Origin of the sequence: Solibacillus sp., from assembly GCF_040273735.1 — a bacterium.
Lineage (GTDB): Bacteria > Bacillota > Bacilli > Bacillales_A > Planococcaceae > Solibacillus.
This window is the reverse complement of the sequence record NZ_JBELZM010000002.1, coordinates 122,876-141,047: the sequence shown is the minus strand read 5'-3', so window position 1 is coordinate 141,047 and position 18,172 is coordinate 122,876. Positions and strand designations below refer to the sequence as shown.

The window sequence follows — 18,172 nt, the reverse complement described above, 5'->3', positions numbered from 1 at the left end:
CTATTAATTAATTACACGCTGAACGGAGTAAATATCCGGAAGCTGTTTAATTTTTTCGACAACACGATGTAGTCCTGAAATATTGGTAATGGCAATCGTTAAATGAATCGTGGCAATTTTTTCACGGTCAGCACGACCTGTAACTGCCAAAATATTTGTTTTCGCTTCACTGACAGCATGCATGACATCATTTAAAATGCCTGGACGGTCGAATGCCGAAATCTCGATATCCACAGGGTAGTCTTTGCGGATCTGTGTGCCGTCATTTTCCCATTCCACTTCAATAAGACGTTCCAGGTTTCCATCTTCCTGGATATTCGGACAATCTGCACGGTGTACTGAAACACCGCGGCCTTTCGTAATAAAGCCGACAATATCATCACCCGGTACCGGAGTACAGCAACGTGATAAACGAATTAATAAATTATCGATTCCTTTTACAATAACACCTGATTCCGTGCGCTTTTTCGGCGTCGGATTGTTCATGCTTTTAACGATTTTTTCGAGCGCTTCTTCCTGTTCACGCTCTTTGCGCATTTTTTCAGCAAGACGATTGACAATTTGCTGAGCCGTAATTCCACCTACACCGACAGCCGCATATAAATCATCTTCATGTGTATAGTTAAATTTTTCAATCACACGTTTAATATTTTCGGTTGTTAAGACTTCCTTCATATCAAACTCCTGAGCCTTAATTTCCTTTTCAACGAGTTCTTTTCCTTTAACAACACTTTCTTCACGTACATGCTTTTTGAAAAATTGCTTGATTTTGTTTTTTGCCTGCGAACTTTGTGCAATTTTAATCCAGTCCCGGCTAGGACCGAATGATTGTTTTGATGTTAATACTTCAACAATATCCCCTGTTTTTAAAGGTGTATCAAGCGGTACCATTTTACCGTTTACTTTTGCTCCAATTGTTTTATTCCCGACTTCCGAGTGTACGCGATAAGCAAAGTCAATCGGTACAGAACCGGATGGAAGCTCAATTACGTCTCCTTTTGGAGAGAAAACATATACCATGTCCGAGAATAAGTCGAATTTCAACGATTCCATAAACTCGGCAGCATTAGAAGATTCATTTTGGAACTCGAGAATTTCTCGGAACCAAGTCAGCTTCTGGTCAATTGTTTCGGCATTTTGTTCTACGGTTTTGCCTTCCTTATAAGCCCAGTGTGCCGCGATACCGAACTCTGCTATTTTGTGCATATCCTTTGTACGGATCTGCACCTCAAGCGGATCCCCATATGGTCCGATGACAGTTGTATGTAGGGATTGGTAAAGATTTTGCTTTGGCATCGCAATATAATCTTTAAAGCGTCCGGGCATTGGCTTCCATAATGTGTGGATTATTCCGATTACCGCGTAGCAATCTTTAATACTATCGACTAAAATACGTACCGCCAGTAAATCATAAATTTCATTAAATTGCTTTTTTTGAAGTACCATTTTGCGGTAAATACTATATAAATGTTTCGGACGGCCAAAAATATCCGCTTCAATTTCCACTTCTTTCAGCTGGGAATTGATTTCGTCCATTACGTTATCCAAATAAGCTTCACGTTCATCACGCTTTTTCTTCATCAAGCTGACGATCCGGTAATACTGTTGCGGATTTAAATAGCGTAATGCCGTATCCTCCAGCTCCCATTTCACTTTCGAAATACCTAATCTATGCGCTAATGGTGCGAAAATTTCCAGTGTTTCCTGAGAAATACGGCGTTGTTTTTCAGCTGGTAAATGCTTTAATGTTCTCATATTGTGCAGACGGTCTGCCAGCTTAATTAAAATCACTCGGATATCCTGAGCCATCGCAACGAACATTTTCCGGTGGTTTTCGGCTTGCTGCTCTTCTTTTGACATATATTTAATTTTCCCAAGCTTCGTTACCCCGTCTACAAGCTTGGCTACTTCTTCACTAAATTCATTTACTAGATCTTCGCGTGTCACTTCCGTGTCTTCCACGACATCATGCAAAAATCCTGCCGCTACTGTTTCAGGATCCATCTGCAGCTCAGCCAAAATACCCGCCACTTGGACCGGATGAATAATATATGGTTCTCCAGAGCTCCGAAACTGCTCCTTATGTGCTTCTTTCGCTACCTCAAATGCTTTAACAACAAAGGTAACATGTTCTTCGTTCATATAAGATTTGACGAGCTCGAAAACATCTTCGGGCGCCAATATTTGTTCTTTCGCCATTATGAGTCCACCTGTTCTTTCTATTTTCGCTTTAAGTATAAGTTCAATTGTATAAAATATATCTACTAAATGTAAAGGCACGTGGGCATTTAGTTTTGCAGAAAGTCGAAATTTGTAGAATTATTGAACAGCTTCTAGTATATAATTCATTGAAAAAAAACTATCCCGCAAAGGTTTCGCGGGATAGTTCGGTGGATTAATACTGAATTAAAGTTTTAATTGGGATATTGTTGATTTTGTTGCGGCCATTCAATTCTGTAAGCTCGATAATGAATGCTGCACCCACTACTTCGCCGCCTAATTGCTCGATTAAGCGAACAGTCGCTTCTACTGTACCGCCTGTTGCAAGCAAATCATCACAGATTAAAACTTTTTGGCCTGGTTTTACTGCATCTTTGTGCATTGTTAACGTGTCTGTACCGTATTCTAAGCCATAATCTGCAGAAATCACTTCACGTGGAAGCTTTCCTGGTTTACGAACTGGTGCGAAACCGATTTCTAATGCATAGGCAACCGGACAACCAATAATAAATCCGCGTGCTTCAGGACCTACGATGATTTCAGCGCCAACTTCTTTTGCATATTTTACAATTTCATCAGTCGCATATTTATATGCCGGACCATTATCCATGATTGTTGTAATATCTTTAAAGCTGATGCCCTCTTTCGGCCAATTTTCAACTGTTGTTACGTACTGTTTTAAATCCATTCTTCCTATGTCCTCCTCAAGAACTCAATCGTTCACTAAACCATTGCTTAAGTTCACTGTATGTTGCATATAACAGCTTCTGCTCAAGTTCAATCTGCTGTGAACGCAATTTATATGACGGTGCTTCGGATAATGCTTTTTTCGGTGCATTTTCGTTTACGGTCGTCAAACCATTCTCTATTGTAACAAATCCTAGCTCAAAAAACACTTTTGTCATAAATTTAATTACTTCTATATTCAGTCCGATATGTTCGGATAATTGTCGAATATGTTCTTTCAAGTCAAAATCAGGACGTTTTTTCAGGAATCCGTAATACCATTTAAAGTGTTCCCTTGTCGGCATTCCATTAAAATATGCTGATTGATCGGTATATAAATGTGCATAGATTCGTTCAATTTGAACATCCTGCAGTAATTTTTCCAATGTGGATACATTTTCCGGTAAATCGAGTAAAACGATATTTTTATGCAAATTTTCGGCTTTTGTCCCAGCTGTGAAATATATTATTTCTTTTGGAATTTCCTGTTCAAAATGTAGCTTTGTCTGTTCGAAGAAAGCTATAAAATCCGTTTTTTTCACGTTAATTTTTGCAAGCCAGTTTGCAGTCTTGCTTTTCCCGCGGTAATCATATAGTTGCCATTCATTAACCCGAACATCCTGAATCATGAATTGCGGTTTTTTATTGCCCTGCCATTCATTGATTTGCAAATCCCCAACTAATGATAAGGCAACTCCATATGAAATTTCATCATGTAAGGACCCTTTGTTGAACCCAATTGCATCAAGAGAGCGATACGGATCTTCCAACTCCATCTTCAGATGATTTTCGCCAGAACCAATTTTTCGCATCGATTTTACTTTAACATCCTGAATTCCAAAAACCGGCTTCGGGAATTCTGTGCCAAACGGAGCCAATTGCCGCAGTTCTTCAATCGCATCAACGGTAATTTCACTCAGCTCAATCGGCACATCAATCTGCATCTTTTGTACAAGCTGTTCTTCGGTTAAACAAAGGCTGGCCTGTTCATTTAAACGTGTACGCAATGATTCCACATGTTCAATCGGTAATGTCATCCCTGCCGCCATTGGATGGCCACCGAAATGCGGTAAAATATCCCGGTTTTTCGCCAACTCATTATATAGATGGAATCCCTCAATACTTCTCGCGGAACCTTTCGCGATCGCTTTTTCAGGATTAAGTGAAAGTACAATTGTCGGACGGTAATACTTTTCAACTAATCGCGATGCAACAATACCGACAACACCCGGATTCCAACCTTCCCCTGCAACGACTAAAACAAGGGAATCTTTTAGGGTAACGTCACTTTCAATCATTGCCATAGCTTCATTTGTAATGTCTTCTACAATTTTTTTCCGTTCTGTATTTTTATCATTTAATAGGGTTGCCATTGCATTTGCCTGTAGCGGGTCTTCACTCATTAAAAAATGCACACCCGGCTCGGCACTGCCTAAACGCCCAATTGCATTAAGACGCGGGCCAAAATAAAAACCAACAGTTTCTTCATTAATATCTCTCTGGTTTGCCCCTGAAGCATCACAAATGGCCTTAACCCAAGGATTCGGAGACTGCTTTAATGCCTGCAAACCGCGCTGTACTAAATAGCGGTTTTCGCCGATGAGCGGCACTAAATCTGCAATTGTCCCGACCGCCACATATTCAAATAAATGGTCCGGCAACTCGCCATATAATGCATGCGCCAACTTAAAGGCAACACCTACTCCAGCAAGCTCTCCAAACGGGTAATGACCTTCTGGTACACGTGGGTGGATGATAACATTGGCATCCGGCAAAGTTTCACCCGCCTCATGGTGATCAGTAATAATCACATCCATACCAAGCTCTCTGGCCGCTTTTACTTGTTCAATCCCGCTTATTCCATTATCGACCGTAATGATTAAATTTACGCCATCTTCATAAGCTTTTTTGAAAAGTTCTTCATTCGGTCCATATCCATGAATAAACCGATCCGGAATGACAAAACTGACATCTGCACCCAGATCAAGTAAAGCATTGAGCAGCACAGTTGTACTTGTTATTCCATCGGCGTCGTAATCACCGTATACGAGAATCTTTTCACCGTTATCCAATGCTTGTTCGATACGCATAACCGCATCTTCCATCCCGGCCATTAGAAACGGATCATGATACTGGGTTTCATCAATTTTAAGTAATGGCTTTGCTTGTTCTATCGATGTGCAGCCACGGGCAATTAAAATTTTTGCTGCGATCGTTGAAATTTTCAGCTGTTCACTGAATTGTTTTACAAGTTGCTCATCTTGCTTTGTTATTATCCATAATTTTTGTGACTGTATCATATATATTCACTTCCTCACGCAGTTCATTATAACGGAAATCTATTACGTTTCCCAAAGTTTCTTAGAAAAATTGACATGTAATTTTAGGAAGACTGCTTGAAAAATTGATGAATTTGACGGTCACCAAACGGTTTCTTCACCAAATTTATAAATAAATAAAAAAAGCTATTTGTAACGTTATATACGTTTCAAATAGCTACCATTGAACAGCATCCATTTTGTCTACTTTTTAGGCATCGGCATTTCATTATTATCCGAAATTTCTTCTGTTACAACTCCTGAAGTACCCCGTTTCCGGAGTTCATTTTTCAATCGTACTATCTCAGCATCCTTTTCATTAATCAGTACATGTGCTGCTTCAAGTTCTTTTTGAAGTGCTTTCGTTTGCTTTTTACTTCCGTACATACGGAATACCGAAAAACAAAAACTGATGATAAAACCGATTAATACCGATCCTAAAATGATTAATATCAATGGCCAGCGCGCTTCTCCAAAAACATAATTGACCTGCACGCTATCCACATTTACTGTAGCAAAAATGGCAATTATTAGAGCAAAAATGAGTCCAACTACAAATGTCCATTGAATTTTCATATTAGTCTCCTTTCACGCTTTATTTAAGAAATTTATTCCTTTTTTTAAAAAAGGGTAAACAAAAAACCGCGTAATTTGCAGAAGTACAATTACGCGGTTTAATATTTTTATACTTGTGGCTCGTCTGAACCCCACTGTTTTTTCTCTTTTTTCACAACAGAAGTACCTTTTTTGTCCATTTCACGACATTTTAATGAATACCAAACTTGTGCCGCGATACAGATTGAAGAGTAAATCCCTGTAACTAACCCGATTAATAGAGCAATCGAGAAGTTTTGAATTGATGGAGCACCTAGGAAAATAAGTGCAATAACTACAACAATAACTGTCAATACTGTATTAACAGAGCGTCCCATCGTTTGGCGAAGTGATTTGTTGACAATCAATGCCAGCTCTTCTTTTGTCGTAATTTTTTCGTGACGGTCGATATTTTCACGGATACGGTCAAACGTTACAATTGTATCGTTAATCGAATAACCGACAATTGTTAATACCGCAGCGATAAACGTAATATCTACCTCTAAACGCAGCATACTGAAGATCACGATGATAAAGAATACGTCATGCAGTAACGAAATAATGGCCCCTAGACCCATTCGCCATTCGAAGCGGATTGCAACATAGATGATAATCCCTAGAGCTGCCAATACCAATGCATAGATCGCATTTTCTGCCAATTCTTTTCCGACTGTAGCCGAAACAGTACTTAAGCTTGGCTCATGGCCGTATTTTTCGTTTACCTGCGCTGTAAAATCAAGTACCTCTTGTTGAGAGAAGTCATCTTTATAACGCATAACGGCGATAGATTGATTGTCACCTGAAATCACGACATCCTCGTTTGCAAAACCGATTTCTTCCAGATAATCTATAACTTCTTCTTGGACCAGCGCCGTATCGGATTTAATCTCTACCCGTGTACCTTGAGAAAAATCAATTCCCAAATTCAGCTTGAATACACCAAGCACAACTATACCTGCAACTAAAATAATTGTTGATATCGCATAGAATTTTTTACGGTTTCCAACGAAGTCCAATTTATCGAATTTCGTTGATAAATCCAATGAAGTGATTCCTTCATCAATTGAATGCTGTTTCGATCTGCTAATTCCGAACCATGCCGGATTATTGAAGTAGCCGCTGTTTACAAGAAGACCCTGCAGTACGCGAGAACCCCATACAGCTGTTACAAATGATAGTAAAATCGAAATAATTAGCGTCGTAGCGAAACCTTTAACAGAACTTGTACCATAGTAGAATAATACGACAGCAGCAAGTAAAGTTGTCAATTGCGCATCAATGATTGCTGATAGTGATTGTTTTGAACCTAATTTGAAGGCGTCCTTTACAGAATGGCCAACACGCAGTTCTTCACGAATACGCTCGGCTGTTAAAATATTTGCATCAACGGCCATCCCGATTCCTAATACAATCGCAGCGATACCCGGTAATGTTAATACAGCATTAATGCCGTTAAAGACGACTAACACTAAATACGTGAATACCGATAATGTAATAATAGAGATAAACCCTGGTAAACGATAGTATAGCAGCATGAACAGGAAGATTAGCATTACGCCGATAACCCCTGCAAATACTGTATCATTTAATGCGTCTTTACCGAATTGTGCTCCAACCGATGTTGAATAAATCTCCGTTAACTTAACAGGTAATGATCCTGCATTCAGTATAGATGCAAAGTTTTTCGTTTCATCCACTGTGAAGCTACCTGAAATCATAACATCTGTTGTATTTAATACTTGTGTAACAGACGCTGCCGAAACAAACTTTTGCTGTTCAGGTGGCTTTTTGCTTTCTTCAGCGTAAGAATCTACACCCTCTTCAAAGTCCAGCCAAACAACTAATAAGTTATTAGGTGCGCCCATGCTCATGACTTTCTGCGTCACTTCCGCAAATTTTGCCGCGTCTTTTAATGTTAACGTTACGATTGGGCGGTTCTGCTGGTCAAATGACGGTGCTGCGCCACCTTCCTTTAAATCAGTACCATCCAATAAAATATTGTCATTTACATCACGGAAAGTTAAATTCGCTGTACTCGATAATAGCTCACGAGCAGAATCCTGATCCGCCAAACCAGCAAGCTGAACACGAATTCGGTCTTCCCCTTCAATTTGAATGCTTGGCTCACTTACACCAAATTCATTAATACGATTGTTTAATGCTGACGTTGTATCGGCCAGTACATCCTGGGTAATCTTTTGTCCATCAACAAGTGATTCCACTTCGTAAAGTACCTCAAATCCACCTTGAAGGTCCAACCCAAGTTTTACATCGTTTAAAACCTTCTCTACCGTTGTGCCCATCCCTGTAAATAGCAATGCTACGACAAGTATGAACGTAATGATACGGTTTGCTAATTTCATTAAAAAATCCTCCTCAATATCACACGAAACGCGGTGTGATGTAACACGTAAAAATTACCTTCCACAAACTATGTATTCATTTCAATAATTTCCTGAATCACTTTTCAAAAATAACAATCCGACAGTTTGAAAAGCACAACACTCTCATTATGAAACAGCTTATGGAAACTGTCAAATTATTACTAGATAATTTATTATATTATTCTTATTTTTCCCTACTCTTTAAGCGGATGGAATAAACTCTGAAGCTCCTCATTGGAAAGTTTTAAGTTCAATTCATTACGCTTAAAATCCCTTATTTGCATATAGCTAAGCACTTCCGAAGCCGTTGCACCGAAAATGCCGGATGTCAGCTCATGCAACCGCATATTTTGCACATCTTTTTTGCGCCACACCTTATCGATGCAATATTTCCATAAATCCTGTTCTGTTATCGAATCATATCCATAGTAATGGAATTCCTCGATTTTGTTCGTCAATATAAGCTGTACCTTTTCATAAAGGCCGAAAAATGGAATTTGCATGTCGATCACTCCTGAACTTAGGTTTTAACTGCGATTACTACTGCATACTTTATTGTATATGAATGAAATTAAATTGAGAAGGGAGAAAGCAGAAGTTATTTGGGCTCATTTCTAAAAGGAACATTATTTTTAATGTTTGTCATATTTATTTCAAAATGTCTTGGGTTTATGTACAGAATGCAGTTTATGCGTATTGCCGGGGAGGAAGCGGTCGGGCTCTATATGACGGCTTATCCGACATTTATATTTTTCATTTCACTAATTCAATTAGGTATTCCGATTGCAATTTCCAAGCTTATTGCAGAATACCATGCGAAAAAGAAAACGGAACATGTTACATCCGTAATGAAAACGGCAATCAAAATTTCGGCCATTTCAATTATTTTATTTAGCCCATTCATTTATTTTGCTATTCCGTATATCGCAAAAGTGCTTTTACATAATGAAAACCTTATTTTCACTCTTTATATTAGCCTATTCACAATTCCGATCGTAATCTTTTCTAGCTTAATAAAAGCATATTTGCAAGGTTTAGCGAAAATTGCACCAACTGCATGGGCACAGCTTCTTGAGCAGCTTGTACGGATCGGCCTCATTGTCGTATTGTTGCCTTATTTCATTTCGGAATCGCCTGCATTGACAGCGGCAGCCGCTATGGGGATAACAGCAATTGGTGAGATTTTTTCATTACTGTTTTTGGCGATTTTTTATAAACGCTCAAGTAGAATGTTCAAAAAGGGATCAACAGGCACTTCCTTTACAAAACCGATTTTTAATATTGCATTGCCATCAGCCGGCAGTAAATTGTTTGGTACATTTACATGGTTTTTGGAACCAATCATTTTCTTAAAAGCACTGACAGTTTCAGGATTGGCTGCAGGCGCGGCCACTACATTGTACGGTATCATCTCAGGTGTGCATATACCATTGCTGCTGTTCCCGGCTTTTATACCTGCCGCATTGGCAATAGTACTCATTCCTGCAGTAAGCAGCGCACTAGCCAGCAATAATTACCCGTTGCTTAATAAACGCATCACACATTCATTACGACTCTCTTCTTTGATTGGCTGTATGGCCGCTACCGTGTTTTTCATACACGGCGATGAGTTGACTATGGTACTGTTCCATCTTGAGGAAAATCGTGGCTATATGAAAATATTGGCTCCTATCTTTTATTTTTATTATATACAGAGTCCGCTTCATTCTATTTTACAAGCACTAGATGAAGCGCAGGCTGCCATGATGAATTCCATCTACGGAGGAATCGGAAAACTGTTTTTACTGTTTTTCCTTGCCTCACAACCTGCAATTCAGGAAAAAGGGGCGATTATCGCTATAGGCTTTGGCGTATTAATCACATCCTTCTTACACATCGCTTCCATTAGACAGCAGAAAAAGATTAATGTTGGTTTCCGCTTTTTCGTTCTGCCGTATGGTATTTTTATCCTTACTTGTTTTGTACAGCCGATCATTGCTGCCGGAATGCCGCTTATCATAAGCGTTGCAATTACAATTGGGTTTGTCTTGCTGTTACTGTTCATTACAAAACAAATCCGTTTTACTGATTTCCAGTATCTTCGTTCAATTTTTTCGCGCTCGTAATTGGACAAACCACTTTCCGTCTTCATAACTGCAGTAGAATATATCGCGTATATTGGGATAACCGTTTACCAATAATTCATGAACGAGCCATTTTTCATCTTTACCAAGAATTTTTAAATGTCTTTTGTCAACATAGCCGTCCAAAATGAGAGGCAAAATAAATCCGCCCTGATCTTTTTGGTAAATCGATAGCTTTCCGGATTGTTCCAAAAATGCGTAGGCAACGTCCTGTACAGAGCAGACTCCCTGTTCACGTAATTGCTGGAGCAAATCATCGAGATTGTAGCGCTGCTTTTTCATTTCACCTTCACAGATGAATCCGTCGCGGATAACAAGCGACGGATCTCCTTCAATAAAGTCGCGCAGTTTTTTATTTTTTAATATAAGCCAGGAGTTTAAGTATTGAATCAAAAATAACAAAATAATCGGTAAAATGGCTTTAAAGAACTGCCTGTCATAATCGTCCAAAGCGATTGCAGCTACTTCAGCCATCAATACGAATATTGCCAGATCCACAATGCTGAGTTCACCAACTTCACGCTTGCCCATAAGACGGAAAACAACTAGTAAAATAATATATAAAACAATTGTTCGGAATATAATTAATGTATAATCTTCCAATTGATTCACCTCTCATACAATAGCTTGTTCTAAATTGCATGAAAGATACAAAAAAGCTTGTGGAAAAATTATTTTCCACAAGCTTTTTTAGAAACGTTTAAACTGATTCTACACGGCCAATTGCTTGGCGTTCGAATTTTAAACGTGTATTTCCGTCAACGATTAAATAGACAGTCGTATCTTCAATTGCATCAACTTCTCCGTGTAAGCCACCTACAGTAACGACTTTATCACCACGTTTTAAGCTGTTTTGCATTGTAGCAGTTGCTTTTTGACGTTTTTGTGCCGGACGAATTAAAATGAACCACATCGCAACGAACATTACGATAATCGGTAAAAATTGTACTAAACCTTCCATTTTCAAATTGCCCCCTTTCTCTATCTCTTTCTCACTTACCTAGTATAGTATAGAATTGCTGATTTTTGCGCAAAAAACTCTTTTTTTTCTCAAAAAAATTATATTAAATTTCGGATTTCGAACATATTTTTAGAAGTTTTTAGCATTTGGTTTGTTGTAACCGTACTTTTCAAAGAACTCTTCTTTGAAATCGCCTAGACGGTCTTCACGTATCGCCTGGCGTACATCTTCCATCAATTTAATGAGGAAGCGTAAGTTATGATATGACGTTAAACGTAAGCCGAATGTTTCTTCCGTACGCAATAGATGACGAACATATGCACGTGTATAGTTTTTACATGTGTAACAATCGCAATTTTCATCGATTGGCGTAAAGTCTTTTGCATATTTCGCATTTTTGATGACCATACGTCCTTCAGATGTCATTAATGTACCATTACGTGCAATACGTGTTGGTAGTACACAGTCAAACATATCGATGCCGCGGATTGATCCATCGATTAAAGAGTCCGGTGAACCGACACCCATCAAATATCGCGGTTTGTCTGCCGGCATCATTGGTGCAGTAAAGTCCAATACTTTATTCATAATATCTTTAGGCTCACCAACTGATAAACCGCCGATTGCATAACCCGGGAAATCCAGCTCTACTAATGCTTCAGCTGATTTACGGCGAAGCTCTTCATATTCCCCGCCTTGAATAATGCCGAACAGTCCCTGCTCTTCCGGGCGTTGGTGTGCTTCTTTACAGCGTTTTGCCCAACGTGTTGTACGGTCAACTGAAGCCTCCATGTATTCGTATGTCGCCGGGAATGGCGGACATTCATCAAATGCCATCATAATATCAGAGCCTAGGTCATTTTGGATTTCCATCGCCTTTTCCGGAGATAAAAACAGCTTGTCTCCATTTAAATGGTTACGGAAATAAACGCCTTCTTCTTCAATTTTACGGAATTTTGACAATGAAAACACTTGGAAACCGCCTGAATCCGTTAAAATTGGACGATCCCAGTTCATGAATTTATGCAGTCCGCCTGCTTCCTTCACGATATCATTCCCTGGACGCAACCATAGGTGATAAGTGTTTGACAAGATAATTCCTGCATTCATTTCTTTTAGTTCTTCAGGGCTCATTGCCTTTACTGTCGCTTGTGTACCAACCGGCATAAATGTTGGTGTTTCAAATGATCCGTGTGGTGTATGCACAATACCTAAACGCGCACCAGTCTGTGCACAAGTTTTAATCAATTCATAACGAATTGGTGGTTGTTTTGTTGTTTCAGTCATAATAAAAAAATCCTCTCGTTTCTAAAGTAAACACAGTACTTCGAATGAAAACACCTACTAAGTTTAGTAGGTGTTGCACAAACTATTATTGTATATAGGTTTTTGTCTAATTGCAAATTACTTAGTCGGTCGGATAAACATAGCATCGCCAAAGCTGAAGAAACGGTATTTTTCCTTTACCGCTTGTTCATAAGCGTTCATAATTGTTTCCTTTGAAGCGAGTGCGCTGACAAGCATTACTAATGTTGACTTCGGCAAATGGAAGTTTGTAATTAGTCCATCGATTGCTTTATATTCATATCCCGGATAAATGAAAATATTTGTCCACCCTTGAGAAGCAACAATTTTACCGTCATTTTTGGATGCGACTGTTTCAAGCGTACGAGTTGAGGTTGTCCCTACCGATATAACCTTGCCACCTGCTTGTTTAACACGTTCAATTACAGCCGCTGCCTCTACTGTCACACTGTAAAATTCAGAATGCATATCATGGTCCTCAATCGAATCCACACTTACAGGGCGGAATGTACCAAGTCCCACATGCAGTGTAATGAATACGACTTCAATACCTTTTGCTTTAATCGCTTCAAGTAATGGCTGTGTAAAATGCAGACCAGCTGTTGGTGCAGCTGCAGAACCGCGCTCTTTCGCATAAACCGTTTGATAACGATCTTGGTCATCCAACTTTTCACGGATATATGGCGGTAATGGCATTTCACCAAGTTGATCTAAAATTTCATAAAAGATCCCGTCATATGTGAATTTAAAAGTACGGCCGCCGTGATCCAGCTCACCCGTACAAGTTGCCGTCAATAGTCCATCGCCAAAAGTAACGACAGTACCTGTTTTTACACGCTTTGCAGGCTTTACTAATGTTTCCCACTCATCGTCATTTGTCTGTTTTAACAGCAATAATTCGATGTTCGCACCCGTATCAGCTTTGACACCCATTAAGCGTGCCGGCAATACGCGTGTGTCATTCAGTACAAGGCAATCCCCTGCATTTAGCTCATCTAAAATATGGCCGAATGTGTGATGCTCCACTTCCAGTGAGTTCGGATTTACTACCATTAAACGACTCGCTGTACGGTCCAATAATGGTGTTTGGGCAATTAATTCCTCTGGTAAATAAAAATCAAAATCTTCTACTTTCACGTTCAAAACTTCCTTCTATTCATTTTGTGTCGGCGGATAACCGAAATGGTCGTAACATAGATTTGTCGCGATTCGGCCGCGTGGTGTTCGTTGGATAAATCCGATTTGCAGTAAATATGGTTCATATACATCTTCAATCGTAATGCGTTCTTCCCCGATCGAGGCCGCTAATGCATCCAATCCGACAGGCCCCCCGCCGAATCGTTCAATCATTGACTGCATAAGTTTATGATCGATATGGTCCAGTCCACGTGGATCGACTTGCAGCAGTTCTAATGCCTGCTCAGCAAGACTTGTGGAAACAATGCCATCTGCCAATACTTGTGCATAGTCACGGACACGTTTTAACAATCGATTTGCAATACGAGGTGTCCCTCGGGATCTGCGGGCAATTTCAAATGCCGCATGCTTATCGAGTGCAACACCGAATAATTCGCCGGAGCGGACGACAATTTCAGCGAGAGACTGCTCATCATAATATTCCAGGCGCGATAATACACCAAAACGATCACGAAGCGGAGCAGATAAAGCACCAGCTCTCGTTGTTGCACCGACGAGTGTAAAGGGCGGCAATTCCAATCGGATCGAACGGGCTTCAGGACCTTTTCCAACAACGATATCAAGACAGAAATCTTCCATTGCCGAATAAAGCACTTCTTCAATCGCTCTAGGCAGGCGATGAATTTCATCGATAAAAAGTACATCCCCTGCTTCAAGGGAGCTTAAAATCGCTGCTAAATCCCCAGGCCGCTCAATTGCAGGACCGCTCGTCATCTTTACATTTACATCCATCTCATTTGCAATGACAATTGCTAACGTCGTCTTCCCTAAACCTGGTGGACCATAAAGGAGAACATGGTCAAGACTTTCCTGACGTAGCTTAGCGGCTTCGATAAAGATTTTCAGATTTTCTTTCACTTTATCCTGGCCTATGTATTGCGCTAGACGTTGTGGTCTTAAAGATAGCTCAAACTGCTGCTCGGCATCTGTTGCTTCACCAGAAAGTACACGGTCTGACATGATTCTCACTCCTTTTTATTTCAATTTCAACAACAGTTTCAATGCCTGTTTAATATAGGCGTCTGTAGTAGTTAACTTTTCGTCTTCACTTAATTGCGGTCTGATTTTATCTAATTCTTTTTCTGAATAGCCTAATGCGACAAGTGCCAGCATCGCTTCCTGCAACTCATGCTCGTTCGGATTCACTCCAAATAATGGCAGTTCATTTTCGGCGCTCGGTAACTCGACGTGATCAAGCAGCATGTCCAGCTTCCCTTTTAAATCGAGAATCATTTGACGTGCAGTTTTTTTCCCGACACCTGGGAAACGGACTAAAAATGCTTCATCTTCCATTTCAATTGCCTGGATGACTGAAGTTGGATTTCCACTCGCTAAAATAGCAAGCGCACCTTTTGGGCCGATGCCTGATACTTGAATCAGTTTTTTAAATAATTCACGTTGTTCCAAACTATTGAATCCATATAAATTTTGGGCATCTTCACGCACTTGCAATGACACATAGATTTGCTGTTCACTTGCAGATGTACGGAATGCAAATGGATTTGGTGTATACAGCATCCAGCCAATGCCTTGTTGCTCTAATACAATATATTCTGGTGTAACCCTAGTAACCTGTCCTTTTAAATAATCATACATCGTTTTATCCCTCACATTTCTCGCTCTATTATAGCATAAGAACTGTGAATTACCGAACGTATGTTGCATCAAAAAAGAAAAGACCGTCCTTAAAGACAGCCTTTAATAGTTTATCATATTCTTCTCCATCTAACATCGATTATAAACTGCAAATTAGTTTTGCAATGTATCAATCTGTCTTGCAAAAGAATCATAATTTTTCATCCAGTCATAAACAATCGATTGAATAAACGGATAGCAGGAAAGCTTTTGCCGGTCGCTGAGTTTCAAATAGAATAAACATTCCCTTAATATTTCATTCGGGAAAAACAAATAATGAAGCTTTTCCTGCGCTTTATGCAAATAATGATGGTCATTTACAAGTGGCTGTATTTCATACTGAACATGTGGCAATACGCGATGAAGCCATAAAATAATTTCATCTGACGCCTCTCCTAAAGAGGCTAAATCAAAATCAATAAGTTTCACGTCTTCGCCACGTAACATCACATTATGATGAACAACATCCCCATGTAAAATCGTATGCTTTTCACTCGGAACTGTAATTTGAGCCATTAAACCTAAGGCATAAGAAGCATGATTGACTAAAATATCATAATTGCTTTTTAATAAACGTCTTAGTTCTCTTTCATGATTGATAAAACGTTCAAATCTCCTCGCCCACTTCTCCTGTAGTTGATACGTGGACAAGATGCCCGTTTCCGCCCAAGGAATGACTTCATTAGTTTCGTGCAGTTTTTCGATTGCATGGAGGGAAAGCTGCTGATGTTCAAAACGTTTATACTCCGCACTTTTCCCATCAAACCAAAACTGCTTTAATATATGCGGCTCTTCATTTTCAACAAGTGGAATATGATATGGAAATTGTATATTATCAAGCTCTCGATGAATCGCTTTAACTTTCTGCGCAACAAAACCATTCTCATAGTACTTCATAAAAAAGGACCCTTTATGTGTATCCCACTTCCAGCAATTTTCTTTAATTACTATTGACATGATTTCGGCGGATGTGGCATTGGGTGCATTTGAGGCATCGTATTGGCTGGATATGGCATCATTTGCTGCATTGTATTTTCTGTATACGGCATCATGTGTGGGTGACAACAAGGGTTTTGTTGACGCATCATGTGGTCAATTTCTTCATAATACTGGTGTACTAGATGATCCTTATCCTGGCAATGATCTCCCTTTAATGAAGACTCTTCATGGAAAATTGGCTGCATCTGCATTTGCATAGGCACCGACATCGGCTCCATATACATATTTGGTTGCATATGCATTGGAGATTCCATTGCCATTTGGTTGCATTTTGAACATCCAGGCATTTGCGGCATTGGCATTGGATGCATATGCATTGGAGATTCCATTGCCATTTGATGACATTTTGAACATCCAGGCATTTGCGGCATTGGCATTGGCATTGGCATATGGTGACATGTTGGACACACAGGCATTTGTGGCATTGGCATTGGCATCGGCATATGGTGACATGTTGGACACACAGGCATTTGTGGCATTGGCATCGGCATCGGCTGGATATATTGCGGTTGTTCGATGAAAATCGGTTGCTGTGGTGGCTGCGGAGGTTGTTGAACAACCGGTTGCGGTGGCATTGGTATAGGTTGCGGTACTGTCACCGTATTTTCAAATGTCGGCTGAACATGTACATGTGTCTGCCAGTTCGGCATTGGCATTGGCATCGGCTGTGGTTGCTGTAAATAAATATCCCCTTGCCAAAGCGGCTTTTGCGGCTGTGGCATCGGCATCGGAGCCGGTGTTGGAGCAGGCGCAGGGGCCGGCTTAACAATTTGCTCTTTTTTCGGTGCTGGGGCCGGTGTTGGTACCGGTTGCTCCTTAACAGACTTCGGCTGCTCCTTCATAGGTTGCGGCATTTCTTTTTTCGCTGTCGTGTCCGGTAAATAGATTTCCATTCCCGGAACAATATAGTCAGGGTTTGCTAAATGGGCATTTAATCGCTTTAATTCTTCAAAGCCAACCGCGTATTGCTTCGCGATTTTCCACAAAGTGTCTCCCTTTTGAACAATATGAACGCGCACTTCTTTCCTCCTTTTCTCGTAATAGCATATGCACAAATTGTGCTATTGCCACAATGTTCACGCTTAGCAAGCGGTAAATATGATAAGATGAAAAGGAACCGGTATGCTAATTGAGGTGAATATATTGAAAAAATTATTAGGTGAAGAACGTCGTCTGGAACTGCTAGCATTGTTAAAAACTGCTGAACAGCCAATGACAGGTACAGATTTGGCGAAGCATACAAATGTTTCAAGACAAGTCATCGTCAATGATATGAATTTATTGAAAGCACGAAATGAACCGATTGTAGCAACAAGCCAAGGTTATATTTATATGCACAATGTCCAGCAAACACGCCTTCAGCGAAAAATTGTCTGTATGCACAATCCAAATGAGGCAAAAGAAGAGCTTTTCATATTGGTTGATTGTGGGGTTACGGTCGAAAGCGTTATTGTCGAACATCCGGTATACGGAGAAATTACCGCTTCGATTATGGTTTCTAACCGCTTGGAAGTTGAGCATTTTGTGAAACGTGTCCAGGAAACTAATGCATTGTACCTTTCTGCATTAACGGATGGTACTCACTTACATGTCATTAGCTCGACTTCCGAAGAAAGCTTGAATCTGGCCGAAGAAAAATTGCGACAACGCGGCTTTTTAATTGAAAACTAAGTTAAAACAGCTTATTCAGAAGACACTTGTCAAATGAAT

General features: G+C 39.9%; 16 protein-coding genes. 2 read left to right on the top strand and 14 right to left on the bottom strand.

Translation table 11 applies throughout. The annotated features are described in order from the left end of the window. Window positions 1–3 precede the first annotated feature (3 nt). From ABS917_RS02805 to ABS917_RS02780, 6 genes are all read right to left on the bottom strand, one after another. The gene (locus ABS917_RS02805; RefSeq protein ID WP_350477578.1) at window positions 4–2,199 is read right to left on the bottom strand and encodes a RelA/SpoT family protein; all 2,196 of its coding nucleotides are present in this window, start codon (window positions 2,197–2,199) and stop codon (window positions 4–6) included. 196 nt (window positions 2,200–2,395) lie between these two features. Then, window positions 2,396–2,908 (bottom strand): adenine phosphoribosyltransferase, encoded by a 513-nt coding sequence (locus ABS917_RS02800; RefSeq protein WP_008407673.1) that lies wholly within the window; start codon window positions 2,906–2,908, stop codon window positions 2,396–2,398. A gap of 16 nt (window positions 2,909–2,924) precedes the next feature. After that, window positions 2,925–5,246: a single-stranded-DNA-specific exonuclease RecJ gene (gene recJ, locus ABS917_RS02795; protein ID WP_350477577.1), complete on the bottom strand. Its 2,322-nt coding sequence runs from the start codon at window positions 5,244–5,246 to the stop codon at window positions 2,925–2,927. Window positions 5,247–5,468: 222 nt separating this feature from the next. Continuing rightward, window positions 5,469–5,840: a LapA family protein gene (locus ABS917_RS02790; protein ID WP_350477576.1), complete on the bottom strand. Its 372-nt coding sequence runs from the start codon at window positions 5,838–5,840 to the stop codon at window positions 5,469–5,471. Between the two features lie 107 nt (window positions 5,841–5,947). After that, window positions 5,948–8,221: a protein translocase subunit SecDF gene (gene secDF, locus ABS917_RS02785; RefSeq protein ID WP_350477575.1), complete on the bottom strand. Its 2,274-nt coding sequence runs from the start codon at window positions 8,219–8,221 to the stop codon at window positions 5,948–5,950. Between the two features lie 215 nt (window positions 8,222–8,436). Continuing rightward, window positions 8,437–8,745: a post-transcriptional regulator gene (locus ABS917_RS02780; RefSeq protein WP_350477574.1), complete on the bottom strand. Its 309-nt coding sequence runs from the start codon at window positions 8,743–8,745 to the stop codon at window positions 8,437–8,439. Between the two features lie 132 nt (window positions 8,746–8,877). On the opposite strand from ABS917_RS02780, the gene ABS917_RS02775 reads away from it, so the two are divergent. After that, window positions 8,878–10,347: a putative polysaccharide biosynthesis protein gene (locus ABS917_RS02775; protein WP_350477573.1), complete on the top strand. Its 1,470-nt coding sequence runs from the start codon at window positions 8,878–8,880 to the stop codon at window positions 10,345–10,347. On the opposite strand, the gene ABS917_RS02770 is transcribed toward ABS917_RS02775, so the two are convergent. From ABS917_RS02770 to ABS917_RS02735, 8 genes are all read right to left on the bottom strand, one after another. Continuing rightward, window positions 10,327–10,968 carry a DUF421 domain-containing protein gene (locus tag ABS917_RS02770; RefSeq protein ID WP_350477572.1) on the bottom strand — a complete coding sequence of 214 codons (642 nt, stop codon included), beginning with the start codon at window positions 10,966–10,968 and terminating at the stop codon, window positions 10,327–10,329. The two genes, ABS917_RS02775 and ABS917_RS02770, sit on opposite strands and share 21 nt — an antisense overlap. A gap of 97 nt (window positions 10,969–11,065) precedes the next feature. Further along, on the bottom strand, window positions 11,066–11,326 hold the full coding sequence (gene yajC / locus ABS917_RS02765) for a preprotein translocase subunit YajC (RefSeq protein WP_014823349.1): 261 nt from the start codon (window positions 11,324–11,326) through the stop codon (window positions 11,066–11,068). 129 nt (window positions 11,327–11,455) lie between these two features. Next, window positions 11,456–12,613, bottom strand: coding sequence for a tRNA guanosine(34) transglycosylase Tgt (gene tgt / locus ABS917_RS02760; RefSeq protein ID WP_350477571.1), 1,158 nt, complete (start codon window positions 12,611–12,613; stop codon window positions 11,456–11,458). Window positions 12,614–12,730: 117 nt separating this feature from the next. Then, window positions 12,731–13,768, bottom strand: a complete 1,038-nt coding sequence (queA, locus tag ABS917_RS02755) for a tRNA preQ1(34) S-adenosylmethionine ribosyltransferase-isomerase QueA (RefSeq protein ID WP_350477570.1) — start codon at window positions 13,766–13,768, stop codon at window positions 12,731–12,733. A 15-nt stretch (window positions 13,769–13,783) separates the two neighbouring features. Next, window positions 13,784–14,788: a Holliday junction branch migration DNA helicase RuvB gene (gene ruvB, locus ABS917_RS02750; protein ID WP_350477569.1), complete on the bottom strand. Its 1,005-nt coding sequence runs from the start codon at window positions 14,786–14,788 to the stop codon at window positions 13,784–13,786. Window positions 14,789–14,803: 15 nt separating this feature from the next. After that, window positions 14,804–15,424, bottom strand: coding sequence for a Holliday junction branch migration protein RuvA (gene ruvA / locus ABS917_RS02745; protein ID WP_350477568.1), 621 nt, complete (start codon window positions 15,422–15,424; stop codon window positions 14,804–14,806). A gap of 153 nt (window positions 15,425–15,577) precedes the next feature. After that, window positions 15,578–16,360 carry a phosphotransferase gene (locus tag ABS917_RS02740; protein ID WP_350477567.1) on the bottom strand — a complete coding sequence of 261 codons (783 nt, stop codon included), beginning with the start codon at window positions 16,358–16,360 and terminating at the stop codon, window positions 15,578–15,580. 50 nt (window positions 16,361–16,410) lie between these two features. Next, window positions 16,411–17,481: a LysM peptidoglycan-binding domain-containing protein gene (locus ABS917_RS02735; protein WP_350477566.1), complete on the bottom strand. Its 1,071-nt coding sequence runs from the start codon at window positions 17,479–17,481 to the stop codon at window positions 16,411–16,413. Between the two features lie 124 nt (window positions 17,482–17,605). On the opposite strand from ABS917_RS02735, the gene ABS917_RS02730 reads away from it, so the two are divergent. After that, complete coding sequence (locus tag ABS917_RS02730) at window positions 17,606–18,133, top strand: transcription repressor NadR (protein WP_350477565.1); 528 nt, start codon at window positions 17,606–17,608, stop codon at window positions 18,131–18,133. Window positions 18,134–18,172: the final 39 nt, after the last annotated feature.

What these genes read in the sequence shown, in the direction of transcription:
- ABS917_RS02780 (WP_350477574.1), bottom strand. Translation starts at nt 8,745, where the DNA reads ATGCAAATTCCATTTTTCGGCCTTTATGAAAAGGTACAGCTTATATTG.
- ruvB (WP_350477569.1), bottom strand. Translation starts at nt 14,788, where the DNA reads ATGTCAGACCGTGTACTTTCTGGTGAAGCAACAGATGCCGAGCAGCAG.
- ABS917_RS02740 (WP_350477567.1), bottom strand. Translation starts at nt 16,360, where the DNA reads ATGAAGTACTATGAGAATGGTTTTGTTGCGCAGAAAGTTAAAGCGATT.
- ruvA (WP_350477568.1), bottom strand. Translation starts at nt 15,424, where the DNA reads ATGTATGATTATTTAAAAGGACAGGTTACTAGGGTTACACCAGAATAT.
- tgt (WP_350477571.1), bottom strand. Translation starts at nt 12,613, where the DNA reads ATGACTGAAACAACAAAACAACCACCAATTCGTTATGAATTGATTAAA.
- recJ (WP_350477577.1), bottom strand. Translation starts at nt 5,246, where the DNA reads ATGATACAGTCACAAAAATTATGGATAATAACAAAGCAAGATGAGCAA.
- ABS917_RS02775 (WP_350477573.1), top strand. Translation starts at nt 8,878, where the DNA reads ATGTTTGTCATATTTATTTCAAAATGTCTTGGGTTTATGTACAGAATG.
- secDF (WP_350477575.1), bottom strand. Translation starts at nt 8,221, where the DNA reads ATGAAATTAGCAAACCGTATCATTACGTTCATACTTGTCGTAGCATTG.
- yajC (WP_014823349.1), bottom strand. Translation starts at nt 11,326, where the DNA reads ATGGAAGGTTTAGTACAATTTTTACCGATTATCGTAATGTTCGTTGCG.
- ABS917_RS02805 (WP_350477578.1), bottom strand. Translation starts at nt 2,199, where the DNA reads ATGGCGAAAGAACAAATATTGGCGCCCGAAGATGTTTTCGAGCTCGTC.
- ABS917_RS02800 (WP_008407673.1), bottom strand. Translation starts at nt 2,908, where the DNA reads ATGGATTTAAAACAGTACGTAACAACAGTTGAAAATTGGCCGAAAGAG.
- ABS917_RS02790 (WP_350477576.1), bottom strand. Translation starts at nt 5,840, where the DNA reads ATGAAAATTCAATGGACATTTGTAGTTGGACTCATTTTTGCTCTAATA.